The organism is Streptomyces sp. NPDC021080 (assembly GCF_044333225.1).
Lineage (GTDB): Bacteria > Actinomycetota > Actinomycetes > Streptomycetales > Streptomycetaceae > Streptomyces.
In genome coordinates this window covers 160,175-185,905 of the sequence record NZ_JBIRQM010000013.1, presented here as the reverse complement: position 1 = coordinate 185,905, position 25,731 = coordinate 160,175, and the positions used below count along the sequence as shown (strand labels likewise).

The following is a 25,731-nucleotide window of genomic DNA, read 5'->3' as shown; positions in this document are numbered from 1 at the left end:
CCGTCTTCTGCCTGTTTGGTGATACCCGGGCTGTTTGCGGCGTACGCCGGTAGGAGACAACAGAGGTACGGGTCTTTGCAGTTCAGCGACCCGTCGCGGGGATACACCAAGCCTGGAAGGCTGTTGGACTCATGGCACTCGCGCAGCCCGAACGGGGCGGGCTGCTGCCCCAGCGGACGGCACCCCATCGCGGATCGCTCGCCACCACCGCCTGCATGGAGACGTTGCAGGTGGGCTACCTGCACGCCGTCGCGGCGGCCGCCGGCTGTTCGCTGTCCCAGCCGTTTCCCGACAACGGCATCGACTGGCACGTCAGCCACAGCGCCCCCGGGCACACGGTCGACGACGAAGTCACCATCAAGGTGCAGCTCAAGTGCACGTACCAGATCCCGCCCGACCCCCCGGGGCCCGCCTTCTCCTTCACGCTCGACAACGAGCACCTGGCGAAGCTCGCGCGCACCCCGGTCTCGGTGCACAAGATCCTGGTCGTCATGCTCGTGCCCAGATCCCAGGACGACTGGCTGCGGGCCAGCCACGACCGGCTCGATCTGCGGCACTGCTGTTACTGGATCAACCTCGCCGGGCATGCCATCACGGGCCGGCGCCGGACCACCGTCCGCATCCCGACGGCCCGGATCTTCGACGACCGGGCCCTGTGCGAGATCATGACGCGGGTCGGGACGGGAGGCAGACCATGACACACCGCCCCATCGACGAGCTCCTCCGGCCGGTCGGGCCGCACCCTGCCGAAGCCTTCTGGAACGATCCGCCGGCCCCCGAGCAGGTGGACCCGGTCGTTCTCGGCGCGCTGCTGCGGCGGCACGGCTGGCAGCGCCGCGGGGGAGCGGCCGGACGGTACGGCCGCTGGACCCCACCCGGGCCCGGGGGCGGCGGCACCAGCCTGCTGGTGCCGGAGAACCGGGCCTTCCCCGACAGCGACGACCTTTTGGGCGAGGCGCTCGTCGCGCTCTCCCGCAGCGCCTCCCCGTCCGCACGCGACGTCCTTCTCGCCCTCGCCGTGCCCAGCGACGAGATCCACTGGTGGCGCGATGTGCCGACCGGCCCGGTGGGCGCGGCGCCCTGGACCGTCGAGGAGCAGACGCGCGGGGCCGCCCGCCAGATGCTCCTCGCCGGCGCGCTCGCCGCACGCGCGCGTGCCGGCTACTACGGCGCCCGCCACCGCAGGGCCGCCACCGCCTCTCTGGAGAACGTCCTGGTCGGCGCGGAACCGGGCGGCCGCGGCCTCACCGCCTTCGTGCCCGTCACCACGGGCCGGCCGCTCGCCGTACGCCTGCACGAGGCGCTGTGCGCCGCCCGCGAGGCCATCGACTACCAGCGGGCCACCGGCGGCATGGACGCCTTCGACGCGGCCGTGGAGGCGGGCGTCAGTCATGAACTGATGGAAGCCCTGGTGGCCCTCGTCCGGGGCACCGAGGGGGCCCGGATCACCGTCGAGTGGTCACCCGCCGCGGGCGTCCCCGAGGGCGGTGCGAACCCCGCCGAGCCCGTCGAGTTCTCGCCCGGCGATCTGCCCGTGCTGCGCGAGGCCGGGGCCCGGTACCTGCGCGAGGAGCCCTCCGTGCCGGTGCGGCTCACCGGCGCCGTGGTCCGGATGCGCCGATCGGGCCCGCGCGGGCCGGGCACGGTACGGCTGCGGGTCATCGCGGGCGCCGAGGTCCCGCACGTCCGGACGACCCTCGACGAGGAGGCGTACCGGATAGCGGGCCAGGCCCATCTCGTCGGGCTGCCGGTCCGGGTGCACGGCCGCCTGGAGAGCCGCGGCGGCTTCCGCAGGCTCACGGACGCCACCGGTGTCGTCCCCGTCCAGGTGGACGAGGCCGAGCGGGACCGGCTGATGAAGTCGCTCCAGGAGAATCTGGACTTCTTCGAGGAGGCGTGCAGCGAGGACTGAGGTGCGCGTGCGGGGAGGGCCTGCCGGGTGGGCCCGGGGGTGCCTGCCGGGTGGACCGGGGCGGGGTTGTCCACAACCGTTTCGCGGAGGGGACCCCGGGCTCGGTAGGATTCGGGGCATTGCCATGCCATCCCGTATGTGGTGTGGGACCCCTTCAGTCAGGAGAGACCGGTGTCAGACGTCCGTGTGATCATCCAACGCGATTCCGAGCGGGAAGAACGCGTGGTGACGACGGGCACTACGGCCGCCGACCTCTTCCCCGGCGAGCGCACCGTCGTCGCGGCCCGTGTGGCGGGCGAGCTGAAGGACCTCGCGTACGAGGTGAAGGACGGCGAGGAGGTCGAGCCGGTCGAGATCTCCTCCGAGGACGGCCTGAACATCCTGCGCCACTCCACCGCGCACGTGATGGCCCAGGCCGTGCAGGAGCTCTTCCCCGAGGCCAAGCTGGGCATCGGCCCGCCGGTCAAGGACGGCTTCTACTACGACTTCGACGTGGAGAGGCCCTTCACGCCCGAGGACCTCAAGGCCGTCGAGAAGAAGATGCAGGAGATCCAGCGGCGCGGGCAGCGCTTCTCCCGCCGCGTCGTCACCGACGAGGACGCCCGCGAGGAGCTCGCGGCCGAGCCGTACAAGCTGGAGCTCATCGGCATCAAGGGCGCCGCCTCCACGGACGACGGCGCGAACGTCGAGGTGGGCGGCGGCGAGCTGACCATCTACGACAACCTCGACGCCAAGACCGGTGAGCTGTGCTGGAAGGACCTCTGCCGCGGTCCCCACCTGCCCACCACCCGCAACATCCCGGCCTTCAAGCTGATGCGCAACGCCGCCGCCTACTGGCGCGGCAGCGAGAAGAACCCGATGCTCCAGCGCATCTACGGCACCGCCTGGCCCTCGAAGGAGGAGCTGAAGGCGCACCTGGACTTCCTCGCCGAGGCCGAGAAGCGCGACCACCGCAAGCTGGGCAACGAGCTGGACCTGTTCTCCATCCCGGACCAGATCGGCTCCGGCCTCGCCGTCTTCCACCCCAAGGGCGGCATCATCCGCCGGGTCATGGAGGACTACTCGCGCCGCCGGCACGAGGAGGAGGGCTACGAGTTCGTCTACACCCCGCACGCCACCAAGGGGAAGCTCTTCGAGACCTCGGGCCACCTGGACTGGTACGCCGACGGCATGTACCCGCCCATGCAGCTCGACGAGGGCGTGGACTACTACCTCAAGCCCATGAACTGCCCGATGCACAACCTGATCTTCGACGCGCGCGGCCGTTCGTACCGTGAACTCCCGCTGCGCCTGTTCGAGTTCGGAACGGTGTACCGGTACGAGAAGTCGGGCGTCGTGCACGGCCTGACCCGTGCCCGGGGCTTCACGCAGGACGACGCGCACATCTACTGCACCAAGGAGCAGATGGCGGACGAGCTCGACAAGACGCTCACCTTCGTCCTGAACCTGCTGCGCGACTACGGCCTCACCGACTTCTATCTCGAGCTGTCCACCAAGGACCCGGAGAAGTTCGTCGGCTCGGACGAGATCTGGGAGGAGGCCACCGAGACGCTGCGGCAGGTCGCCGAGAAGCAGGGTCTCCCGCTGGTCCCGGACCCGGGCGGCGCCGCCTTCTACGGCCCGAAGATCTCCGTGCAGGCCAAGGACGCCATCGGCCGCACCTGGCAGATGTCGACCGTGCAGCTCGACTTCAACCTGCCCGAGCGCTTCGACCTGGAGTACACCGGCCCCGACGGCTCCAAGCAGCGCCCGGTCATGATCCACCGCGCGCTCTTCGGCTCCATCGAGCGGTTCTTCGCCGTGCTGCTGGAGCACTACGCGGGCGCGTTCCCGGCGTGGCTGGCGCCCGTCCAGGCGATCGGCATCCCGATCGGCGACGCGCACGTGGAGTACCTGCAGAAGTTCGCCGCCGAGGCCAAGAAGCAGGGCCTGCGCGTCGAGGTCGACGCCTCCTCGGACCGGATGCAGAAGAAGATCCGCAACGCGCAGAAGCAGAAGGTGCCCTTCATGGTCATCGCGGGCGACGAGGACATGGCGGCCGGTGCCGTCTCCTTCCGCTACCGCGACGGCTCGCAGGAGAACGGCATCCCCCTCGACGAGGCCATCGCCAAGATCGCGAAGGTCGTCGAGGAGCGCACCCAGATCTGATCGGTCGCCGCCGGGACCGAGCCCGAAGCCCCCGGGAAGCTCAGCTTCCCGGGGGCTTCACGTCGTCGCCCTCGCGCGCGAACACCTGCAGCAGCCAGGAGGAGAACGACCCCGTCACCGCGCCGAGCAGCCCCAGGCCGCACGCCATCATGGCGACCGCGATCGTCCGCCCCATCGGGGTCACCGGTGTCACGTCCCCGTAGCCGACCGTCGCGAGCGTGGAGGCGGCCCACCACACCGAGTCGCCGAAGGTGACGATCGTCGCGTGCGGCGCCTGGTACTCGGCCTGGTAGACGGCGAGGGCACCCGAGAAGCCGAGCAGCAGGACCGAGATGCTCGCGTAGAAGATCACCCGTGCGTACAGCGCGAGCCGGGGCTCTCCGCGGCGCCGCAGCACGGCGTCGTAGAGCTTGACGACCCTCAGCGGCCGCAGGAGCGGCAGGACGAGGACCACGGTGTCCAGCACATGACGCCGGACGAACCGCCGGCCCTGTCCGCTCAGCCGCCAGCGCACCACGTAGTCGACGAGGAACGCCGCCCAGGTGGCCATGATCACCGTGAGGCAGACATCGCGTCCGCCCGGAGGCAGATCGTGCGCCAGGACGTGGACCGCGTACGCGGCGAGGAACAGCAGCGACCCGACCGCCAGTGGTACCTCCGTGCGGTGCTCCCAGCGGGTCATCGGGCTGTCGTCGTCCATGGCCACAGCTTGGCCGCAGGCTCCTTTGCCCGGTACCCGCCGACACGCCGCGAACGGGCGAAGCAATATGCTGCAACACATGACGAGTGAGCCGGAGCAGCAGATCGGAGTGGGAACGCAGGACGCGTTCCAGCGCCTGTGGACCCCCCACCGGATGGCTTACATCCAGGGTGAGAACAAGCCCACCGGCCCGGGGGCCGACGACGGTTGTCCGTTCTGCTCGATACCGGCCAAGTCCGACGAGGACGGGCTGATCGTGAGGCGCGGGGAGCACGTGTACGCGGTGCTCAACCTCTACCCGTACAACGGCGGGCACCTCATGGTCGTGCCCTACCGGCACGTCGCGGACTACACGGACCTCACCGGGCCGGAGACCGCCGAACTCGGTGAGCTGACCAAGCAGGCCATGACCGCCCTGCGCACCGCCTCCGGCGCCCATGGCTTCAACATCGGCATGAACCAGGGAACCGTCGCGGGCGCCGGCATCGCCGCCCATCTGCACCAGCACATCGTGCCGCGCTGGGGCGGCGACACCAACTTCATGCCGGTCGTCGGTCACACCAAGGTCCTGCCGCAGCTCCTCGCGGACACCCGCAAGATGCTGGCGGAAGCCTGGCCCACCGCGTAACCGCGTCCGGGGCGCCCCACCGGGCGCCCCGGCGTCCGTCCGCCCGTCTGTCCGCTCGTCCGGGGTCCGGCGGCCGTGCGGCTACGCGTCGTACACGTCGGCCTTGCGCGGCGCGGGGTCCTGCACCGCCGTGCTGAGGAACGCCGAGCGGTTGCCGAACTTCTCCGTGTCGACGCCGTTCTCCTCCAGGACCTTGAGCGCCGCCGAGTGCACCACGCGCAGCACGGGCGTGGCGGCCCGCAGCGCGTCGTCCGCCATGAAACGGTGCCGCCACGGCTGGTCGGCCCAGGAGTGCCGCAGCCCGAAGGGCTCGGGCAGCCCCAGACTTCCGCCGAGCCAGTTCAGCAGCGGCGGATACCAGGTGAGGGGCGCCCGCGCCGCGAGCCGCACGACCTCGTCCGCGGTGACCAGCGGCAGGCTCACCTTGCGGGTCTCCCAGAACTTGACGGTCTTCGCGACCTCCTTGGTGGGAGCCTCCGGCTTGCTGGTGAACAGCGGGTTCACCGGCCCCAGGGCGTGCCCGGTCACCTCGATGCGCAGCGTCTGGTGCAGCACGGTCACCGTGATCATCATGGTGATGATCAACTGGCCGTCCCAGAGCGTCCACTGGACCCCGAGGTAGTGCCGGTCCCCGCTGCCGAACTGCTGCTTGTTGCAGATGTCCTGCACTGCGTGCGTCTTGATCGTGTACGCGTCCACGTCCGTGCCGCCCGGCCGGGACACCGCGGTCGCCTTCTCGCCGATCGGGGTGACGACCCAGTGCTTTATCGAAGGCGCGGGAAAACCACCGGTGTTGAGCGGACCGCGCTCCAGCATGCGCAGCTGGTCGTGGATGTTGCGGATGACGTCCCAGCTGCGGAACGGGTGGATCTCCTTCTTCGCGTCCAGCGCCACGAGATCCTCGGCGAGCTGCCAGCTGCCCCAGCGGGTGCCCATGCCGAGTATGCCCTTGGGGCCCGCGTAGAAGACCGAGTTGGACTGCTGCTCCGCGGTGAGCCGGGCGAGCGACTGGCGCAGCTGCTCCGCCGCCGTCTCACCGGGACTGCCGGGGACCGCCTCGGGAATCTTGGCACCGATGCCGCCGCCCGACAGCAGGCTGTCCCAGCGTTCGCGCAGATCCTTGGCGGTGCGCTCGCAGATCTGCTTCGCCCACAGCCAGCCGACGACCGGGAGGACCACGGCGGCGCGCGCGTACCAGGCCCAGAAGCCCGTGAACGGCATGCGGATGAGGAAGAGGACGGCCAGGGCGCCGACGGCGAACAGGAGAGTGGTGCCGAGCGCCGAGCCCCGCTTGTCGGTGCGCTTGGCGATCTGCGTACGGATCTGGAAGACCATCAGCCACACCAGCAGCCCCGGCAGGAACAGCAGCCCGCACAGCACCATGACGGCCGACAGCCAATTGTCGCGCTCCCGGCGGATGTTGGTGGCCGCGAGACAGTGCTCCACGATGACCTGCGGCTCCGTGCCGAAGGACTGGATGAGCGGAGCGCGGCCCGCGCCCAGCATCCGGGCCGTGACGGCACCCGCGAAGGCCTCACCGAGATTCGGCGCGAACAGCTTGATCCGCCCGGCCTTCACCGTGGACTGGTGCCATTCGTTGTCGGCCTTGAGGATCTCCTCGACCGGACTGTCGCGGTACGCCGCCGAGGCGAGGGCGAAGGTCGCCGCCGTCTGCCCCGCGGTGCCCGTGAGCGGCACCTGCGCCCCGGGAGTGAAATCGAAACCGTCGAATGCCACTTCCGCCCCCATCGCCGCCGCACCCGCTCCTGCGGCCTTCCCGACTTCGGTGTCCCGCACACCTGTTGATCAGGTCTTCGTCTTGATCAGTTCTCAGAGTATCGGCCGCGGCCGACATTCGTCGGTGGACGGCCGAAGCCGCCCACCGACGGATGAAACCCCCGGCGAAGTGTCCGAGGCCTCCCGGTCCTCAGGTACCCGCCTCCTGTTCGCGGAGCCGCTCGGCGATGTGCTGCGGCATGGGTTCGTGCCGCGCGTAGGACCGGTCGAAGCGCGCGGTGCCGTGCGAGACGGACCGCAGGTCGACGGCGTACCGCCCGATCTCGATCTCCGGCACCTCGGCACGGACGAGCGTGCGCCCGCCGGCCGCCTGCTCGGTGCCGACCACCCGGCCGCGCCGTCCCGACAGGTCGCTCATCACCGGGCCCACGTAGTCGTCGCCGACCAGCACGGTCACCTCCGCCACCGGCTCCAGGAGATGGATCACGGCGTCGCGGGCCGCCTCGCGCAGCGCGAGCGCGCCCGCCGTCTGGAACGCGGCGTCGGAGGAGTCCACCGAGTGCGCCTTGCCGTCGACGAGGGTGACCCGTACGTCGATGAGCGGATAGCCGGCGACCACGCCCTTGGCCGCCTGGGCGCGCACCCCCTTCTCCACGGAGGGGATGAACTGCCGGGGCACGGCGCCCCCGACGACCTTGTCCACGAACTCGATGCCCGAGCCGTTCGGCAGCGGTTCCACCTCGATCTCGCAGATCGCGAACTGGCCGTGCCCACCGGACTGTTTGACATGGCGGCCGCGTCCGGTGGACGGGTCGGCGAACGTCTCGCGCAGGGAGACCTTGTGCGGGACCACGTCGACCTGCACGCCGTACCGGTTGCGCAGCCGCTCCAGGGCGACGTCCGCGTGCGCCTCGCCCAGGCACCACAGGACGACCTGATGGGTGTTCTGGTTCTGCTCCAGGCGCATCGTGGGGTCCTCGGCCACCAGCCGGCCGAGGCCCTGGGAGAGCTTGTCCTCGTCCGCCTTGCTGTGCGCCTCGATGGCGAGCGGGAGCAGCGGGTCGGGCATCTGCCACGGCTCCATGAGCAGCGGGTCGTCCTTGGCCGAGAGGGTGTCCCCGGTCTCGGCGCGGTTCAGCTTCGCCACACTGGCGAGGTCGCCCGCGATGCAGTGCGTGAGAGCACGCTGCTGTTTGCCGAACGGCGCGGACAGGGCGCCGATCCGCTCGTCGACGTCGTGGTCCTCGTGCCCGCGGTCGGTCAGCCCGTGCCCGGAGACGTGCACCGTCGCGTCGGGGCGCAGGGTCCCGGAGAAGACCCGGACCAGCGAGACCCGGCCCACGTACGGGTCGGACGCGGTCTTCACGACCTCCGCGACCAGGGGTCCGTCCGGGTCGCAGGCCTTCACCTCGCGCGGCGCGCCGTCCGGTGTGGTCACGGTGGGCGCCGGGCGTTCCAGCGGGGTGGGGAAGCCGCCCGTGACCAGTTCGAGGAGCTCGACCGTGCCGAGACCCTGCCGGGCTCCCTCGGCGGCGGGCGCGGCGGCCAGCACCGGGAAGAAGCGCCCGCGGGCCACGGCCCGTTCGAGGTCCTGCACGAGTGTCGTGAGGTCGATCTTCTCGCCGCCGAGGTAGCGGTCCATGAGGGTCTCGTCCTCGCTCTCGGCGATGATCCCCTCGATCAGCCGGTTGCGGGCCGCCTCGATGAGCGGCTGCTGCTCGGGCCCCGGATCCGCCTCCTTGCGCTCCCCGGAGGAGTAGTCGAACAGCTGCTGGGTGAGCAGTCCGATCAGACCGGTCACGGGCGCGTGCCCGTCCGGTGCCGCGGTGCCGTGCAGTGGCAGGTACAGCGGCAGTACGGCGTCGGGGTCGTCCCCGCCGAACGCCTGCGCACAGACCGCGGTCATCTCCTCGAAGTCCGACCGGGCCGATTCGAGGTGGGTGATCACGATGGCCCGGGGCATGCCGACGGCCGCGCACTCCTCCCACAGCATCCGGGTCGAGCCGTCCACCCCGTCCGCGGCCGAGACGACGAAGAGGGCCGCGTCCGCCGCTCGCAGACCGGCCCTCAGTTCGCCGACGAAGTCGGCGTATCCGGGGGTGTCGAGAAGGTTGATCTTGAACCCGTCCCAGTCGACGGGTACCAGGGAGAGCTGCACCGAACGCTGCTGCCGGTGCTCGATCTCGTCGTAGTCGGAGACGGTGCCGCCGTCCTCCACGCGGCCCGCCCGGTTCACCGCTCCCGCTGTCAGCGCGAGAGCCTCCACCAATGTCGTCTTGCCGGATCCGCTGTGGCCGACCAGCACCACATTCCGTACGGACGCGGGGTGGTCGGCCGCCGTAGCCCTGCCGGCGGCTCCGGGGTGTGCATTCGCCTTGTCGCCCATGGCCTTGCCTCCCGTGCACGGTGAGGTCTCTGTGGGCGCGGGACATGCCGGGCCGCGTGCGATGGCGGCTCCGGTGACGCCCGCGGTGTCTTCGAGCTTCGCACTCGCGTCACTGTGCGTCCATACAGGGGACGCGATCGTGCCGTGACACCGGCGGCATCCGGTCGTGACACGGGGTGCGGGTGCCCGACCATCGCACAAGCGCACGCGTGGCTACGATGGGCCAGCCGACGGCCAGCAGGGGCCGCCCGGCGACACCGACCCTCGGGAAGGCCATGCTGAACAAGTACGCGCGTGCATTCTTCACGCGTGTCCTCACACCGTTCGCCGCGTTTCTCGTCCGTCGGGGGGTGAGCCCCGACACGGTCACCCTCCTGGGCACGGCCGGAGTCATGGCGGGCGCGCTGGTCTTCTTCCCCCGGGGAGAGTTCTTCTGGGGAACGATCGTCATCACGCTGTTCGTGTTCTCCGACCTGGTCGACGGGAACATGGCACGCCAGCTCGGCCGCTCCAGCCGCTGGGGCGCCTTCCTGGACTCCACGCTCGACCGGGTCGCCGACGGCGCGATCTTCGGTGGCTTCGCGCTCTGGTACGCGGGCAACGGCGACGACAACGTGCTGTGCGCCGTCTCGATCTTCTGTCTCGCCAGCGGCCAGGTGGTGTCGTACACCAAGGCCCGCGGTGAGTCGATCGGTCTGCCGGTCGCGGTCAACGGACTCGTCGAGCGCGCCGAGCGGCTGGTGATCTCACTGGTCGCGGCCGGTCTCGCGGGCCTGCACACGTTCGGTGTGCCCGGCATCCAGGTGCTGCTGCCCATCGCGCTGTGGATCGTCGCCGTCGGCAGCCTCGTCACGCTGATCCAGCGCGTCGTCACCGTCCGCCGGGAGGCCGCCGAGGCGGACGCCGCGGTCGCCGCCCAGAGCAGCGAGGCCACCTCGTGACCAGCCTGCGGGAGCGGCTGGTCGACGGTGCGTACGCCCTGGGCTGGAGCACCGTCAAGAAACTCCCCGAGCCGGTCGCCGTGCGCCTCGGCCGCACGATCGCCGACATCGCCTGGAAGCGGCGCGGCAAGGGGGTCCAACGGCTGGAGAGCAACTACGCGCGCGTGGTGCCCGACGCGACCCCCGAGCGGCTCGCGGAGTTGTCCAGGGCGGGCATGCGCTCGTACCTGCGCTACTGGATGGAGTCGTTCCGGCTTCCCGCGTGGAGCGAGGAGCGGGTGGCGGGCGGCTTCGAGGTCAAGGACGTGCACCGCCTCACCGACGGCATCGCCTCCGACCGGGGCGTCATCCTGGCGCTGCCGCACATGGCGAACTGGGACCTCGCGGGCGCCTGGGTCACCACCGGCCTGAAGACGCCGTTCACGACCGTCGCCGAGCGTCTGAAACCCGAGTCGCTGTACGACCGTTTCGTCGCCTACCGCGAGGGCCTCGGCATGGAGGTGCTGCCGCACAGCGGCGGTGCCGCGTTCGGCACGCTGGCCCGGCGGCTGCGCGACGGAGGACTGATCTGCCTGGTCGCCGAACGGGACCTGTCCGCCTCGGGCGTCGAGGTGGAGTTCTTCGGCGAGACGACCCGGATGCCCGCGGGACCGGCCCTGCTCGCCCAGCAGACCGGCGCCCTCCTGCTGCCCGTGACGCTCTGGTACGACGACTCGCCCGTGATGCGCGGCCAGGTGCATCCGCCCGTCGAGGTCCCCGAGTCAGGCAGTCGTGCCGAGAAGACGTCTGTCATGACACAGGCGCTGGCCGACGCCTTCGCCGACGGCATCGCCGAGCACCCGGAGGACTGGCACATGTTGCAGCGTTTGTGGCTCAAGGACCTCGACGCCGGGAAGGCTCCCCGTGAGGGGTCCGGCACACAGGATCCCGAGAAGCCCGAGAAGAGGGCCTCGTGAGGATCGGCATCGTCTGCCCCTACTCCTGGGACGTTCCGGGCGGCGTCCAGTTCCACATCCGCGACCTGGCCGAACATCTCATCGGCCTGGGGCACGAGGTCTCCGTCCTCGCCCCCGCGGACGACGACACGCCCCTGCCGCCGTACGTCGTCTCGGCGGGCCGCGCGGTCCCCGTCCCGTACAACGGTTCGGTGGCGCGGCTGAACTTCGGCTTCCTGTCGGCGGCCCGGGTGCGGCGCTGGCTGCACGACGGCACCTTCGACGTGGTCCACATCCACGAGCCGTCCTCGCCGTCGCTGGGCCTGCTCACCTGCTGGGCGGCGCAGGGCCCGATCGTCGCGACCTTCCACACGTCGAACCCGCGCTCCAGGGCGATGGTCGCCGCGTACTCCATCCTCCAGGCCGCCCTGGAGAAGATCAGCGCGCGGATCGCCGTGAGCGAGTACGCCCGGCGCACCCTGGTCGAGCACCTCGGCGGTGACGCGGTCGTCATCCCGAACGGCGTCGACGTCGACTTCTTCGCCCGTGCCAAGCCCAAGCCCGAGTGGCAGGGCGACACCATCGGCTTCATCGGCCGCATCGACGAGCCGCGCAAGGGCCTGCCGGTGCTCATGAAGGCGCTGCCCAAGATCCTCGCCGAGCGCCCGCAGACGCGACTGCTGGTCGCCGGGCGCGGCGACGAGAAGGAGGCGGTGGAGTCGCTGCCCGCCGAGATGCGCTCGCGCGTCGAGTTCCTCGGCATGGTCAGCGACGAGGACAAGGCCCGGCTCCTGCGCAGCGTCGACCTGTACGTCGCGCCCAACACCGGCGGCGAGAGCTTCGGGATCATCCTGGTCGAGGCGATGTCCGCCGGGGCGCCCGTGCTCGCCGCGGATCTCGACGCGTTCGCCCAGGTCCTCGACCAGGGCTCCGCTGGTGAGCTGTTCGCCAACGAGGACGCGGACGACCTGGCCGCCGCCGCGCTGCGCCTGCTTGCCGACCCGGAGCGCCGGGCCGCACTGCGCGATCGGGGCAGCGAGCACGTACGGCGCTTCGACTGGTCGACGGTCGGCGCGGACATCCTGTCGGTGTACGAGACGGTGACGGACGGCGCCGCCGCGGTGGCCACGGACGAGCGCACCGGCTTCCGCGCCCGCTTCGGCCTGGCCCGCGACTGACCCTCAGGGGGCCCACCGGCGACTGCCTGCGGGCTCGCCGGCGACGGGCGCCCCTCGCTCGGGCTCCGCTGCCCCGGGGGTGCCCACCTCGCGGGCTGCGGGCCGACGCGCTGTCGGGTGCCGGGGGTCCGTGCGTCCGGGGACGGGGGAGTCGGCCCCGCGGGGGAAGTTCCGCGAGCCTCACCGCCGGGCCGTGTCGGCCCGGTGCCGCGCCCGCGTGGTCCCGGAGGCTGGTCGGCGCGGCCCGCGGCCCGCGCCCTCGTGCACGGGCCGCCGCGCAACCTGCTCTCCCCGCGCGGGGAGCGTCGCATCGGCCACGCGCGCGTGCCACGGCGAAAGGGACCGTCCCCGCGCGCGGGGGACGCCGTCGGCCCTCCCGGCCGGACGCCCTTGGTCCCGGCGCGTGGAGAATGGCCGGAACACGAGGGTCCGGTCCCGTCCGTCCGGCGGTGGCGCCGCGAGCGGCCGGGTCCCCGGCGGGGCGGCTCACGGCGTGCGCGGGCCCCGGCGGACCGGCGACGCGCACGGGTAGCCTTGCGGCCCGTGACCGCAACCCTCATCTGGATCCTCGTCGGCCTCGTCGCGATCGGCCTCTACCTGAGCTGGACCGCCGGGCGTCTCGACCGGCTGCACGCCCGTATCGACGCGGCCCGCGCCGCTCTCGACGCGCAGTTGCTGCGCCGGGCCTCCGTGGCGCAGGAACTGGCCACCTCCGGAGTGCTCGACCCGGCGGCCTCGATCGTGCTCTACGAAGCGGCGCACGCGGCCCGGCAGGCCGAGGAGGAGCAGCGCGAGGTGGCCGAGAGCGACCTGAGCCAGGCCCTGCGGGCGGTGTTCGGGGAGGCACAGCAGGTCGAGGCGGTGCGCGAGGTGCCCGGCGGCGAGGAGGCGGCCGGCGAGCTGGCCCAGGCCGTACGCCGGGTGCCGATGGCGCGGCGCTTCCACAACGACGCCGTACGCGCCGCCCGCGCCCTGCGTCGGCACCGCAAGGTCCGCTGGTTCCGCCTCGCGGGCCACGCCCCGTTCCCGATGGCCTTCGAGATGGACGACGAGCCCCCCGTGGCCCTGGCCGACCGCCCGACGAACTGACGCGCGCCGGCGGACCGGAACGAAAACGAGCCACCGCCTCCCCATTGGCCCTTGCAGTGGACTGGTCGCTTCGCGTTTCCTCGGAGCTGCACAAATCCCCTTCCCCCGAGCGAGGTCAACCCGTGTCCAGCACCCTCTCCAACTCCGCCGAGAACACCGCCGTCGGTACCGCCCGCGTCAAGCGCGGCATGGCCGAGCAGCTCAAGGGCGGCGTGATCATGGACGTGGTCAACGCCGAGCAGGCGAAGATCGCCGAGGACGCAGGCGCCGTTGCCGTCATGGCCCTGGAGCGGGTCCCCGCCGACATCCGCAAGGACGGCGGCGTCGCCCGGATGTCGGACCCGAACATGATCGAGGAGATCATCGAGGCGGTCTCCATCCCGGTGATGGCCAAGTCCCGCATCGGCCACTTCGTCGAGGCCCAGGTCCTGCAGTCCCTCGGCGTCGACTACATCGACGAGTCCGAGGTCCTCACCCCGGCCGACGAGGTCAACCACTCCGACAAGTTCGCGTTCACCACCCCCTTCGTCTGCGGTGCCACCAACCTGGGCGAGGCCCTGCGCCGCATCGCGGAGGGCGCGGCCATGATCCGCTCCAAGGGCGAGGCCGGCACCGGCAACGTCGTCGAGGCCGTCCGCCACCTGCGCCAGATCAAGAACGAGATCGCCCGTCTGCGCGGCTTCGACAACAACGAGCTGTACGCCGCCGCCAAGGACCTGCGTGCCCCGTACGAGCTGGTCAAGGAGGTCGCCGAGCTCGGCAAGCTCCCGGTCGTCCTGTTCTCCGCCGGTGGTGTCGCCACCCCCGCCGACGCCGCGCTCATGCGCCAGCTCGGCGCCGAGGGCGTCTTCGTCGGCTCCGGCATCTTCAAGTCCGGCGACCCGGCCAAGCGCGCCGCCGCCATCGTGAAGGCGACCACCTTCTACGACGACCCGAAGATCATCGCGGACGCGTCCCGCAACCTCGGCGAGGCCATGGTCGGCATCAACTGCGACACCCTCCCCGAGACCGAGCGCTACGCCAACCGCGGCTGGTAGTCACATGAGCACTCCTGTCATCGGTGTCCTGGCTCTCCAGGGCGACGTACGGGAACACCTCATCGCCCTGGCCGCGGCGGACGCCGTGGCCAGGCCGGTGCGGCGGCCCGAGGAACTCGCCGAGATCGACGGTCTGGTCATACCCGGCGGCGAGTCCACCACCATCTCCAAGCTGGCCGTCCTCTTCGGAGTGATGGAGCCGCTGCGCGCGCGGGTCCGCGAGGGACTGCCCGTCTACGGCACCTGTGCGGGCATGATCATGCTCGCCGACAAGATCCTCGACCCGCGTTCGGGCCAGGAGACCATCGGCGGCATCGACATGATCGTGCGCCGCAACGCCTTCGGACGTCAGAACGAGTCCTTCGAGGCGGCGGTCGACGTCGAGGGCGTCGAGGGCGATCCTGTAGAGGGCGTCTTCATCCGCGCCCCCTGGGTCGAGTCCGTGGGCGCCGAGGCCGAGGTGCTCGCCGAGCACGGCGGCCACATCGTCGCCGTACGCCAGGGAAACGCGCTCGCCACGTCGTTCCACCCGGAACTGACGGGCGACCACCGTGTGCACGGGCTGTTCGTCGACATGGTGCGCGCGAACCGGACACCGGCGTCCTTGTAGGATCTGTGGGGTCTTCCCAGGCTTCCGAAGCCTGGGGGAGTCCGTACAGGTTGGGTTACGCGAAGGAGACAGGCAGATGTCCGGCCACTCTAAATGGGCTACGACGAAGCACAAGAAGGCCGTGATCGACGCCAAGCGCGGCAAGCTCTTCGCGAAGATGATCAAGAACATCGAGGTCGCGGCCCGCACCGGTGGCGCCGACGTGTCCGGCAACCCGACGCTGTTCGACGCCATCCAGAAGGCGAAGAAGAGCTCGGTCCCGAACAAGAACATCGACTCCGCGGTCAAGCGCGGCGCCGGTCTCGAAGCCGGTGGCGCCGACTACGAGACGATCATGTACGAGGGTTACGGCCCGAACGGTGTCGCCGTGCTCATCGAGTGCCTCACCGACAACCGCAACCGCGCCGCCTCCGACGTGCGTGTCGCCATGACCCGCAACGGCGGGAGCATGGCCGACCCCGGCTCCGTGTCGTACCTCTTCAACCGCAAGGGCGTCATCGTCGTCCCCAAGGGTGAGCTGACCGAGGACGACGTCCTCGGTGCCGTCCTCGACGCGGGCGCCGAGGAGGTCAACGACCTCGGTGAGAGCTTCGAGGTCCTCTCCGAAGCCACCGACCTGGTCGCGGTGCGCACCGCGCTCCAGGAGGCCGGCATCGACTACGACTCCGCCGACGCCAACTTCGTCCCGACCATGCAGGTCGAGCTCGACGAGGAGGGCGCCCGGAAGATCTTCAAGCTGATCGACGCGCTGGAGGACAGCGACGACGTGCAGAACGTCTTCGCCAACTTCGACGTCAGCGACGAGGTCATGGAGAAGGTCGACGCCTGATCCGAGGGCTTGCTCGACGCGACGGGCCGACGGGCCGACGGGACACCCCCGTCGGCCCGTCGCTCTGTCAGTGGCACCCGATAGCCTGCATGAACCGGGAAGACCCCCGGTGACGACCGGCGAGATCGAAGGAGGCCCGGGTGCGGGTGCTGGGTGTTGACCCCGGGCTGACCCGGTGCGGTGTCGGGGTGGTGGAAGGAGTCGCCGGCCGGCCCTTGACCATGCTCGGCGTCGGAGTCGTACGCACCCCCGCGGACGCCGAGCTGGGCCTGCGCCTGGTCGCCGTCGAACAGGGCATAGAGCAATGGCTCGACGAGTACGAACCCGAGTACGTCGCCGTGGAGCGGGTGTTCAGCCAGCACAACGTCCGGACCGTGATGGGCACCGCCCAGGCCAGCGCCGTCGCCATGCTCTGCGCGGCCCGGCGCGGCATCCCCGTCGCGCTGCACACCCCGAGCGAGGTCAAGGCCGCCGTCACCGGCAGCGGACGCGCGGACAAGGCCCAGGTCGGCGCCATGGTCACCCGTCTGCTCCGGCTCTCCGCGCCTCCGAAGCCCGCCGACGCGGCGGACGCCCTCGCGCTCGCCATCTGCCACATCTGGCGCGCCCCCGCCCAGAACAGACTCCAGCAGGCCGCCGCGCGGATCGGGCCCGACCGGGCCGTCGCGCAGAACAGACTCCAGCGGGCCGCGGCCGCGCACGCCCCGCACCCGGCATCGAAAGGCCGTACCGCATGATCGCCTTCGTCAGCGGCCCGGTCGCCGCCCTCGCCCCCGACTCCGTGGTGGTCGAGGTCGGCGGCATCGGCATCGCCGTCCAGTGCTCGCCCAACACGCTCTCCGGGCTCCGCACGGGCCAACAGGCCAAGCTCGCCACCTCCCTCGTCGTCCGCGAGGACTCGCTCACGCTCTACGGCTTCGCCGACGACGACGAGCGCCAGGTCTTCGAGCTGCTCCAGACCGCGAGCGGAGTCGGCCCGCGCCTCGCCCAGGCGATGCTCGCCGTGCACAGCCCCGACGCCCTGCGCCGCGCCGTGTCCACCGGTGACGAGAAGGCCCTCATCGCCGTCCCCGGCATCGGCAAGAAGGGGGCCCAGAAGCTGCTGCTGGACCTCAAGGACCGGCTCGGGGAGCCGCTCGGCCCCGGCGGCCCGGCCATCGGCACGGCCGTCACCGCGAGCTGGCGCGACCAGCTGCACGCCGCGCTCGTCGGCCTCGGGTACGCGACCCGCGAGGCCGACGAGGCCGTCGCCGCCGTCGCCCCGCAGGCCGAGGCCGCCGAGGGGACCCCGCAGGTCGGCCAGCTCCTCAGAGCGGCCCTGCAGACCCTGAACCGAGCACGCTGAACGGCCCCGGCCCCCGGGCCGGGCGCGCGCCCCGGAGCGGCCCGGGTCCGCCGGACCGCCGACCGCCCCACCACCACGAGACCACGAGGCACCACCGATGAACTGGGACGACACGACAGACGAAGCCGCCGACGAGCGGCTCGTCGGCCCCGCCGCGGACCGGCTGGTGCGATCCGTGGCCGACGGCGAGGACCAGGCCGTCGAGGCCGCGCTGCGCCCCAAGGACCTGGACGAGTTCATCGGCCAGGAGAAGGTCCGCGAGCAGCTCGACCTGGTCCTGCGCGCCGCACGCGCGCGGGGGGCCACTGCCGATCACGTCCTGCTCTCCGGCGCCCCCGGCCTCGGCAAGACCACCCTGTCCATGATCATCGCGGCCGAGATGGGCGCCCCCATCCGCATCACCAGCGGCCCCGCCATCCAGCACGCCGGAGACCTCGCCGCGATCCTCTCCTCCCTCCAGGAGGGAGAGGTCCTCTTCCTGGACGAGATCCACCGCATGTCCCGGCCCGCCGAGGAGATGCTCTACATGGCGATGGAGGACTTCCGCGTCGACGTGATCGTCGGCAAGGGCCCCGGCGCCACCGCCATCCCGCTGGAGCTGCCCCCGTTCACCCTGGTCGGCGCCACCACGCGCGCGGGACTGCTGCCCCCGCCGCTGCGCGACCGCTTCGGCTTCACCGCGCACATGGAGTTCTACGAACCCGCCGAGCTGGAGCGCGTCGTCCACCGCTCCGCCGGCCTCCTGGACGTCGAGATCGGCGCCGAGGGTGCCGCGGAGATCGCCGGCCGCTCCCGCGGCACGCCCCGCATCGCCAACCGCCTGCTGCGCCGCGTCCGCGACTACGCGCAGGTCAGAGCGGACGGGATCGTCACCCGGGAGATCGCCGCGGCGGCCCTGAAGGTCTACGAGGTCGACGCCCGTGGCCTGGACCGGCTCGACCGCGGAGTCCTCGAAGCCCTGATCAAGCTTTTCGGCGGCGGCCCTGTCGGATTGTCCACACTTGCTGTCGCTGTGGGGGAGGAGCGTGAGACCGTGGAAGAGGTCGCCGAGCCCTTCCTCGTACGGGAGGGACTCCTCGCACGCACTCCCCGTGGCCGGGTGGCGACACCCGCGGCATGGGCACATCTCGGCCTCACGCCACCCCGCCGGTCAGCCGGTGGAAACGGACAAGAAGACCTGTTCGGGGCGTGACGGCGTGCGTAGGCGCCGGGGCAGGAACCCCGGTGCCATGCTGAGCGTTGTTCCCTGAGTGCGGACTCGCTTAGACTCCGCCGATGCCGCCCATGTCGACGGCATACATACCCCCATCCAGCAGGCCGTTCACCATCCGCGGTCGAAGAAGGAAGTCCCGACCCGTGAGTCCCTACACCCTTCTCCCCTTCATCGTGCTCATCGGGGCCATGTTCCTGATGACCCGGTCGGCCAAGAAGAAGCAGCAGCAGGCGGCTGCCATGCGCAACGAGATGCAGCCCGGCTCCGGCGTGCGCACGATCGGCGGTATGTACGCCACCGTCAAGGAGGTCAACGAGGACACCGTCCTCCTCGACGCTGCTCCGGGTGTGGACCTGCTCTTCGCGAAGAACGCGATCGGTTCCGTCCTCACGGACGACGAGTACAACCGCATCGTTCACGGCATCGAGCACGACCTGAAGGCCGACGGCACGATCGTGCCGGACGACGCCTCCTCCCTCACCGAGACCGACGAGCCCGCCGCCGACGCCTCTTCCGACGCCTCCGACGACAAGCCCCTCGACCTCGGCAAGAAGGACGCGGCGGACAAGCCGGCCGACGAGGCCGTCGAGGCGAAGGCCGACGAGGCCGACACCGACGAGGCGGAGCCGAAGAAGACCGACGGCGGGGCCGAAGCGAAGTAGTCACGACCCGGGAGAGCGGCGCGATCCGATCGCGCCTCACACCTCCCGGGACGTGCTGTTCTCGCACGGAGTCCCGACACCATGGCATGGCCGTCCACGCGCTCACCCGGCGCAGGGCGGCCCGAGAGGGAGTACGAGAAGGTGGCAGCACCGAAGAAGGGCCGGAGCGCGAGCGCCCAGAGCAGGCCGGGGCGCTCGCTGGCCCTGATCCTGATCGCCATCGCGGCGCTCACCGGGGGGATGTTCGCGACGGGGCACCCCACGCCGCGCCTCGGCATCGATCTCGCCGGCGGCACGAGCATCACGCTCACGGCGCAGAACGAGCCGGGCCAGCCCAACGCGATCAACAAGACCAACATGGACACCGCGGTCGACATCATGAACCGCCGCGTCAACGGTCTCGGTGTCTCCGAGGCCGAGGTTCAGACCCAGGGATCCGACAACATCATTGTCAACATCCCCAAGGGCACGAACTCCAAGCAGGCCCGCGAGCAGGTCGGCACCACCGCCAAGCTGTACTTCCGTCCCGTGCTGGCCACCGACGTCTCCGGTGGCAAGGCGTCGGCCACCCCGTCGCCGAGCGCCTCCAGCAGCGGCTCCGCCAAGACCGGGGACAAGGCGACCTCGTCCTCCTCGGCCTCCGCCACGCCGTCGGCCTCCGCCACCACCCAGGGCCGCGCGGTCACCGATGCCCTGAAGGCGGGCTCCTCGCCGTCCGCGAGCAGCACCCCGAGCGCCTCGGCCTCCTCCAGCGCCTCGCCCTCCTCCAGCGCCTCGCCCTCCGCGAGCGCCAGCGTGGACCCGGCGGCCGCCAAGCTGCAGGCCGAGTACACCGCGATCGACTGCACCGACAAGGCGGTCCGCGCCAAGGCCGGCACCGGCACCAAGCCGACCGACCCCATCGTGGCCTGCGGCCAGGACAAGAACTCCTCCGGCCAGTGGCAGAAGTACATCCTCGGCCCGGCCGAGGTGGCCGGCACGGACATCAAGAAGGCCGGCGCGGTCTTCGACACGCAGAGCGCCGCGGGCTGGAAGGTCACCATGGACTTCACGTCCGGTGGCTCCAAGAAGTTCGCGGCCATCACCGGCAAGCTCGCCCAGAACCAGCCGCCGCAGAACCAGTTCGCCATCGTCCTCGACGGTCAGGTCGTCTCCGACCCCTCCGTGGCCCAGTCTCTGAGCGGCAGCGCGGAGATCTCCGGCAGCTTCACCCAGACCGAGGCGCAGGACCTGGCCAACATGCTGAAGTACGGCGCCCTGCCGCTGACCTTCCACGAGTCCAGCGTCACCACGGTGACCGCCGCACTCGGTGGCGAGCAGCTGCACGCCGGTCTGATCGCGGGCGCCATCGGCCTCGCCCTGGTCGTCCTCTACCTGGTGATCTACTACCGGGGCCTGTCGGTCATCGCCATCGCCTCCCTGGGCGTCTCGGCGATCCTCACCTACGTGCTCATGGCGCTGCTCGGCCCGGCCATCGGCTTCGCGCTGAACCTCCCGGCCGTCTGCGGTGCGATCGTCGCGATCGGTATCACGGCGGACTCGTTCATCGTCTTCTTCGAACGCATCCGGGACGAGATCCGTGAGGGCCGCTCCCTGCGCCCGGCCGTCGAGCGTGCCTGGCCGCGTGCCCGGCGCACCATCCTGGTCTCCGACTTCGTGTCGTTCCTCGCCGCCGCGGTGCTCTTCATCGTCACCGTCGGCAAGGTCCAGGGCTTCGCGTTCACCCTCGGTCTGACCACGGTGCTCGACGTCGTCGTCGTGTTCTTCTTCACCAAGCCGCTGATGACCCTCCTCGCCCGCAGGAAGTTCTTCGCGGAGGGCCACAGCTGGTCCGGCCTCGACCCGAAGCGACTGGGCGCCAAGCCGCCGCTGCGCCGCACCCGTCGCGCGTCCGCCCCCGTCGACACGAAGGAGGCGTGAGATGTCGAAACTCGGCACCCTCGGCGCCCGGCTCCACCGCGGCGAGATCGGCTACGACTTCGTCGGCAAGCGCAAGATCTGGTACGGCATCTCGATCCTGATCACCATCACGGCCATCCTCGGCCTGACGGTGCGCGGCCTGAACATGGGCATCGAGTTCCAGGGCGGCGCCGTCTTCACCACCACCGGCAAGAGCCCGGTCTCGGTGAGCCAGGCCGAGACGTTCGCGCGGGAGGCCTCCGGCCACGACGCGGTCGTCCAGGGGCTCGGCAAGGGCGGCCTGCGCATCCAGATCGCCGGCATCGACACCGACAAGTCGGACGCGATCAAGGAAAAGCTCGCCACGGACCTGAAGGTCAACCCCGAGCAGATCAACGCCGACCTGGTCGGCCCGAGCTGGGGTGACCAGATCGCCAACAAGGCCTGGGAGGGCCTGGCGATCTTCATGGTCCTGGTCGTGATCTACCTGGCGATCGCCTTCGAGTGGCGCATGGCCATCGCTGCCCTGGTCGCCCTGATCCACGACATCACCATCACGGTCGGCATCTACGCCCTGGTGGGCTTCGAGGTCACCCCGGGCACCGTGATCGGTCTGCTCACGATCCTCGGTTACTCGCTCTACGACACGGTCGTCGTCTTCGACAGCCTCAAGGAGCAGACGAAGGACATCACCAAGCAGACCCGCTGGACCTACAGCGACGTCGCCAACCGCTCGATCAACAGCACTCTGGTGCGTTCCATCAACACCACGGTGGTCGCGCTGCTGCCGGTCGCCGGCCTGCTGTTCATCGGCGGCGGTGTGCTCGGCGCGGGCATGCTCAACGACATCTCGCTGTCGCTGTTCGTCGGTCTCGCGGCCGGTGCGTACTCCTCGATCTTCATCGCCACCCCGCTCGTCGCCGACCTCAAGGAGCGCGAGCCGGCGATGAAGGCGCTGCGCAAGCGGGTCTTCGCCAAGCGGGCCCAGGCGGCCGCCACGGGCGAGTCCCTGGACCCGGTGACCTCCGAGCCGTCGTACGACGACGACCTGGACGACGTCACCCCGGCGGTCGTCGGTCCCCGCAACCAGCCCGCGTCCCGCACCCGCGGCCGCGGCCGCCCCTCGGGGAAGCGCCGATGACCGGCATCGAGGAGCTGCTGACCAGCCGCATCCGTGACGTGGCCGACTACCCGGAGCCGGGCGTGATGTTCAAGGACATCACCCCGCTCCTGGCCGACCCGGCCGCGTTCGGCGCGCTGACCGGCGCCCTGGCGGAGATCGCGGTGCGCAACGGCGCGACCAAGATCGTCGGTCTGGAGGCCCGCGGCTTCATCCTCGGAGCCCCCGTCGCCGTCCACGCCGGGATCGGCTTCATCCCCGTGCGCAAGGCGGGCAAGCTCCCCGGAGCGACCCTGTCGCAGGCGTACGACCTGGAGTACGGCTCCGCCGAGATCGAGGTGCACGCCGAGGACCTGAGCACGGGCGACCGCGTGCTGGTCGTCGACGACGTCCTCGCCACCGGCGGCACCGCCGAGGCCTCGCTCCAGCTCATCCGCCGGGCGGGCGCCGAGGTCGCGGGTGTCGCCGTGCTGATGGAGCTCGGCTTCCTGGGCGGCCGCGGCCGTCTGGAGCCGGCCCTGGCCGGGGCTCCCCTGGAGGCGCTCCTGACGGTCTGAGGACCGTGCGCCCCACCCGGGGGCTTCGGTTCCCGGTAAGGCCCCCGAAAGGCCTGGGGCACCCGTAGGACACCGCGGAGGCGGGCCCGGAGGAATCCGGCGCCCGCCTTCGGCGTTCCCTCTGTACGAGGCCGCCGTCGGCGGCCGACAGCGAGTCCGGCGCGAAGGATCGCTACCATGGGGTTTCCGGAGCCTGACCGGGGGACCCGGATCGCGCACGAGGAGCCCTCTTGCCAGACGAGGCCCAGCCACTCGCCCCCAGCGCGGAACGCCTGGGGCGAACCGCCTCCACCCAGCCCGAGCCCGCCTCGGGTGCCGCGGAGAAGCCCGCGCAGAACGGAGCGAGCGGGCCGGTCGAGCACGACCGGTCCGCCCCCGACGGCACGGCGGCCGGGGGATCTCGTCCCAAGCCGGCCTCGCCCGAGCGCCCCGCCGGCACCCCGGCGGTCCGTCCCGCGGCGTCCCAGCCCACGCGCTCCGGTGGCTCCTCCAACCGGGTCCGGGCCCGCCTCGCCCGCCTCGGCGTCCAGCGCTCGAACCCGTACAACCCGGTTCTGGAGCCGCTGCTGCGGATAGTGCGCAGCAACGATCCCAAGATCGAGACGGCGACGCTGCGGCAGATCGAGAAGGCGTACCAGGTCGCCGAGCGCTGGCACCGCGGTCAGAAGCGCAAGAGCGGCGACCCGTACATCACGCACCCGCTCGCCGTCACCACGATCCTCGCCGAACTGGGCATGGACCCGGCGACGCTCATGGCCGGTCTGCTGCACGACACGGTGGAGGACACCGAGTACGGCCTGGACCAGCTCCGCCGCGACTTCGGCGACGCCGTCGGCCTCCTCGTCGACGGCGTCACCAAGCTGGACAAGGTCAAGTTCGGCGAGGCCGCGCAGGCCGAGACCGTGCGCAAGATGGTCGTCGCGATGGCCAAGGACCCCCGCGTCCTGGTCATCAAGCTCGCCGACCGTCTGCACAACATGCGCACCATGCGCTATCTCAAGCGCGAGAAGCAGGAGAAGAAGGCGCGCGAGACCCTGGAGATCTACGCGCCGCTCGCCCACCGCCTGGGCATGAACACCATCAAGTGGGAGCTGGAGGACCTCGCCTTCGCGATCCTCTACCCCAAGATGTACGACGAGATCGTGCGCCTGGTCGCCGAGCGCGCCCCCAAGCGTGACGAGTACCTCGCCATAGTGACCGACGAGGTCCAGTCCGACCTGCGGGCGGCCCGTATCAAGGCGACCGTCACCGGCCGCCCGAAGCACTACTACAGCGTCTACCAGAAGATGATCGTCCGCGGCCGTGACTTCGCGGAGATCTACGACCTGGTGGGCATCCGCGTCCTCGTGGACACCGTCCGCGACTGCTACGCGGCACTCGGCACCGTGCACGCGCGATGGAACCCGGTCCCCGGCCGGTTCAAGGACTACATCGCGATGCCGAAGTTCAACATGTACCAGTCGCTGCACACGACGGTCATCGGACCCAACGGCAAGCCCGTCGAACTCCAGATCCGTACGTTCGACATGCACCGCCGCGCCGAGTACGGCATCGCCGCGCACTGGAAGTACAAGCAGGAGACCGTCGCCGGCTCCTCCAAGATCCGCACCGACGTGCCCCGGGCGGCCAAGGGCAGCGCCGGCCAGGACACCGTCAACGACATGGCGTGGCTGCGCCAGCTCCTCGACTGGCAGAAGGAGACCGAGGACCCCAGCGAGTTCCTGGAGTCCCTGCGCTTCGACCTCTCGCGCAACGAGGTCTTCGTCTTCACGCCCAAGGGCGACGTGATAGCGCTTCCGGCCGGTGCCACACCGGTGGACTTCGCGTACGCGGTCCACACGGAGGTCGGCCACCGGACGATAGGAGCACGGGTCAACGGACGCCTGGTGCCGCTGGAGTCCACCCTGGACAACGGCGACCTGGTGGAGGTCTTCACCTCCAAGGCGGCCGGCGCGGGCCCCTCCCGCGACTGGCTCGGCTTCGTGAAGTCGCCGCGCGCCCGCAACAAGATCCGCGCCTGGTTCTCCAAGGAACGCCGTGACGAGGCGATCGAGCACGGCAAGGACGCCATCGCCCGCGCGATGCGCAAGCAGAACCTGCCGATCCAGCGCATCCTCACCGGCGACTCCCTGGTCACCCTCGCGCACGAGATGCGCTACCCCGACATCTCGTCCCTGTACGCGGCGATCGGCGAGGGCCACGTCACCGCCCAGAGCGTCGTCCAGAAGCTCGTGCAGGCGCTCGGCGGCGAGGAAGCGGCCACCGAGGAGATCGACGAGTCCGTACCCCCGGCGCGGGGCCGGAGCCGCAAGCGGCGCAGCAACAACGACCCCGGTGTCGTCGTCAAGGGCGTCGACGACGTGTGGGTCAAGCTGGCCCGCTGCTGCACGCCGGTGCCGGGCGACCCGATCATCGGCTTCGTCACCCGCGGCAGCGGCGTCTCGGTCCACCGCAGCGACTGCGTGAACGTCGACTCGCTCTCGCGCGAACCCGAACGCATCCTCGAGGTCGAGTGGGCGCCCACCCAGTCCTCGGTCTTCCTGGTCGCCATACAGGTCGAGGCCCTGGACCGGTCCCGGCTGCTGTCGGACGTCACCCGTGTCCTGTCCGACCAGCACGTCAACATCCTGTCCGCGGCCGTCCAGACCTCCCGCGACCGGGTCGCCACCTCCCGGTTCACCTTCGAGATGGGCGACCCCAAGCACCTGGGACACGTCCTGAAGGCCGTCCGGGGCGTCGAGGGCGTCTACGACGTGTACCGCGTGACATCGGCCCGCAGACCCTCCGAGGCCTGACGCCCACCCG

The 25,731-nt window shown here is 70.8% G+C and carries 22 protein-coding genes; 19 read left to right on the top strand and 3 right to left on the bottom strand.

The window, feature by feature from the left end; translation table 11 throughout:
* The first annotated feature begins 131 nt into the window (after window positions 1–131).
* The 3 genes from ACH4S8_RS29985 to thrS all read left to right on the top strand — a co-directional run bounded on the left by ACH4S8_RS29985 (window position 132) and on the right by thrS (window position 4,060).
* Window positions 132–698 carry a DUF4365 domain-containing protein gene (locus ACH4S8_RS29985; protein ID WP_351541617.1) on the top strand — a complete coding sequence of 189 codons (567 nt, stop codon included), beginning with the start codon at window positions 132–134 and terminating at the stop codon, window positions 696–698.
* Window positions 695–1,912, top strand: coding sequence for a hypothetical protein (locus ACH4S8_RS29980; RefSeq protein ID WP_398399477.1), 1,218 nt, complete (start codon window positions 695–697; stop codon window positions 1,910–1,912). Before ACH4S8_RS29985 ends, ACH4S8_RS29980 begins: the two co-directional genes overlap by 4 nt.
* 171 nt (window positions 1,913–2,083) lie before the next feature.
* The gene (gene thrS, locus ACH4S8_RS29975) at window positions 2,084–4,060 is read left to right on the top strand and encodes a threonine--tRNA ligase (RefSeq protein ID WP_398399475.1); all 1,977 of its coding nucleotides are present in this window, start codon (window positions 2,084–2,086) and stop codon (window positions 4,058–4,060) included.
* Window positions 4,061–4,100: 40 nt separating this feature from the next.
* Here the strand turns inward: thrS and ACH4S8_RS29970 are convergent, their stop codons facing one another.
* Window positions 4,101–4,760, bottom strand: a complete 660-nt coding sequence (locus ACH4S8_RS29970) for a potassium channel family protein (RefSeq protein ID WP_398399473.1) — start codon at window positions 4,758–4,760, stop codon at window positions 4,101–4,103.
* Window positions 4,761–4,827: 67 nt separating this feature from the next.
* Here ACH4S8_RS29970 and ACH4S8_RS29965 point away from each other — a divergent pair, with 67 nt between their 5' ends.
* Window positions 4,828–5,388, top strand: coding sequence for an HIT domain-containing protein (locus tag ACH4S8_RS29965; protein ID WP_103547824.1), 561 nt, complete (start codon window positions 4,828–4,830; stop codon window positions 5,386–5,388).
* 81 nt (window positions 5,389–5,469) lie between these two features.
* Here ACH4S8_RS29965 and ACH4S8_RS29960 read toward each other — a convergent pair whose 3' ends face one another.
* Window positions 5,470–7,137: a hypothetical protein gene (locus tag ACH4S8_RS29960; RefSeq protein ID WP_398399470.1), complete on the bottom strand. Its 1,668-nt coding sequence runs from the start codon at window positions 7,135–7,137 to the stop codon at window positions 5,470–5,472.
* A 178-nt stretch (window positions 7,138–7,315) separates the two neighbouring features.
* Window positions 7,316–9,511 carry an elongation factor G-like protein EF-G2 gene (locus ACH4S8_RS29955; RefSeq protein WP_398399468.1) on the bottom strand — a complete coding sequence of 732 codons (2,196 nt, stop codon included), beginning with the start codon at window positions 9,509–9,511 and terminating at the stop codon, window positions 7,316–7,318.
* A 218-nt stretch (window positions 9,512–9,729) separates the two neighbouring features.
* Here ACH4S8_RS29955 and pgsA point away from each other — a divergent pair, with 218 nt between their 5' ends.
* From pgsA to ACH4S8_RS29880, 15 genes are all read left to right on the top strand, one after another.
* Complete coding sequence (pgsA, locus tag ACH4S8_RS29950) at window positions 9,730–10,452, top strand: phosphatidylinositol phosphate synthase (RefSeq protein WP_339135355.1); 723 nt, start codon at window positions 9,730–9,732, stop codon at window positions 10,450–10,452.
* Entirely contained in the window at window positions 10,449–11,408 is a 960-nt protein-coding gene (locus ACH4S8_RS29945) for a phosphatidylinositol mannoside acyltransferase (protein ID WP_398399467.1), read from the top strand. The genes pgsA and ACH4S8_RS29945 overlap by 4 nt, the downstream gene beginning before the upstream one ends.
* The gene (locus ACH4S8_RS29940; RefSeq protein WP_398399465.1) at window positions 11,405–12,565 is read left to right on the top strand and encodes a glycosyltransferase family 4 protein; all 1,161 of its coding nucleotides are present in this window, start codon (window positions 11,405–11,407) and stop codon (window positions 12,563–12,565) included. Before ACH4S8_RS29945 ends, ACH4S8_RS29940 begins: the two co-directional genes overlap by 4 nt.
* Before the next feature lie 543 nt (window positions 12,566–13,108).
* Window positions 13,109–13,654: a hypothetical protein gene (locus ACH4S8_RS29935; RefSeq protein WP_398399463.1), complete on the top strand. Its 546-nt coding sequence runs from the start codon at window positions 13,109–13,111 to the stop codon at window positions 13,652–13,654.
* Window positions 13,655–13,842: 188 nt separating this feature from the next.
* On the top strand, window positions 13,843–14,691 hold the full coding sequence (pdxS, locus tag ACH4S8_RS29930; RefSeq protein WP_245173337.1) for a pyridoxal 5'-phosphate synthase lyase subunit PdxS: 849 nt from the start codon (window positions 13,843–13,845) through the stop codon (window positions 14,689–14,691).
* Between the two features lie 4 nt (window positions 14,692–14,695).
* Window positions 14,696–15,301, top strand: a complete 606-nt coding sequence (gene pdxT, locus ACH4S8_RS29925) for a pyridoxal 5'-phosphate synthase glutaminase subunit PdxT (RefSeq protein ID WP_398399461.1) — start codon at window positions 14,696–14,698, stop codon at window positions 15,299–15,301.
* 76 nt (window positions 15,302–15,377) lie between these two features.
* The gene (locus ACH4S8_RS29920) at window positions 15,378–16,130 is read left to right on the top strand and encodes a YebC/PmpR family DNA-binding transcriptional regulator (protein WP_386603110.1); all 753 of its coding nucleotides are present in this window, start codon (window positions 15,378–15,380) and stop codon (window positions 16,128–16,130) included.
* 140 nt (window positions 16,131–16,270) lie between these two features.
* Window positions 16,271–16,867 carry a crossover junction endodeoxyribonuclease RuvC gene (gene ruvC / locus ACH4S8_RS29915; RefSeq protein ID WP_398399458.1) on the top strand — a complete coding sequence of 199 codons (597 nt, stop codon included), beginning with the start codon at window positions 16,271–16,273 and terminating at the stop codon, window positions 16,865–16,867.
* Complete coding sequence (ruvA, locus tag ACH4S8_RS29910) at window positions 16,864–17,475, top strand: Holliday junction branch migration protein RuvA (RefSeq protein ID WP_398399456.1); 612 nt, start codon at window positions 16,864–16,866, stop codon at window positions 17,473–17,475. The genes ruvC and ruvA overlap by 4 nt, the downstream gene beginning before the upstream one ends.
* Window positions 17,476–17,572: 97 nt before the next feature.
* Window positions 17,573–18,667, top strand: coding sequence for a Holliday junction branch migration DNA helicase RuvB (gene ruvB, locus ACH4S8_RS29905; protein ID WP_398399454.1), 1,095 nt, complete (start codon window positions 17,573–17,575; stop codon window positions 18,665–18,667).
* 164 nt (window positions 18,668–18,831) lie between these two features.
* Window positions 18,832–19,350 (top strand): preprotein translocase subunit YajC, encoded by a 519-nt coding sequence (yajC, locus tag ACH4S8_RS29900; protein ID WP_398399452.1) that lies wholly within the window; start codon window positions 18,832–18,834, stop codon window positions 19,348–19,350.
* A gap of 141 nt (window positions 19,351–19,491) precedes the next feature.
* The gene (gene secD, locus ACH4S8_RS29895; RefSeq protein ID WP_398399450.1) at window positions 19,492–21,270 is read left to right on the top strand and encodes a protein translocase subunit SecD; all 1,779 of its coding nucleotides are present in this window, start codon (window positions 19,492–19,494) and stop codon (window positions 21,268–21,270) included.
* Between the two features lies 1 nt (window position 21,271).
* Complete coding sequence (secF, locus tag ACH4S8_RS29890; RefSeq protein WP_398399448.1) at window positions 21,272–22,390, top strand: protein translocase subunit SecF; 1,119 nt, start codon at window positions 21,272–21,274, stop codon at window positions 22,388–22,390.
* The gene (locus ACH4S8_RS29885) at window positions 22,387–22,926 is read left to right on the top strand and encodes an adenine phosphoribosyltransferase (RefSeq protein ID WP_398399446.1); all 540 of its coding nucleotides are present in this window, start codon (window positions 22,387–22,389) and stop codon (window positions 22,924–22,926) included. The genes secF and ACH4S8_RS29885 overlap by 4 nt, the downstream gene beginning before the upstream one ends.
* Window positions 22,927–23,156: 230 nt before the next feature.
* The gene (locus ACH4S8_RS29880) at window positions 23,157–25,721 is read left to right on the top strand and encodes a RelA/SpoT family protein (RefSeq protein WP_398399444.1); all 2,565 of its coding nucleotides are present in this window, start codon (window positions 23,157–23,159) and stop codon (window positions 25,719–25,721) included.
* Window positions 25,722–25,731 lie beyond the last annotated feature (10 nt).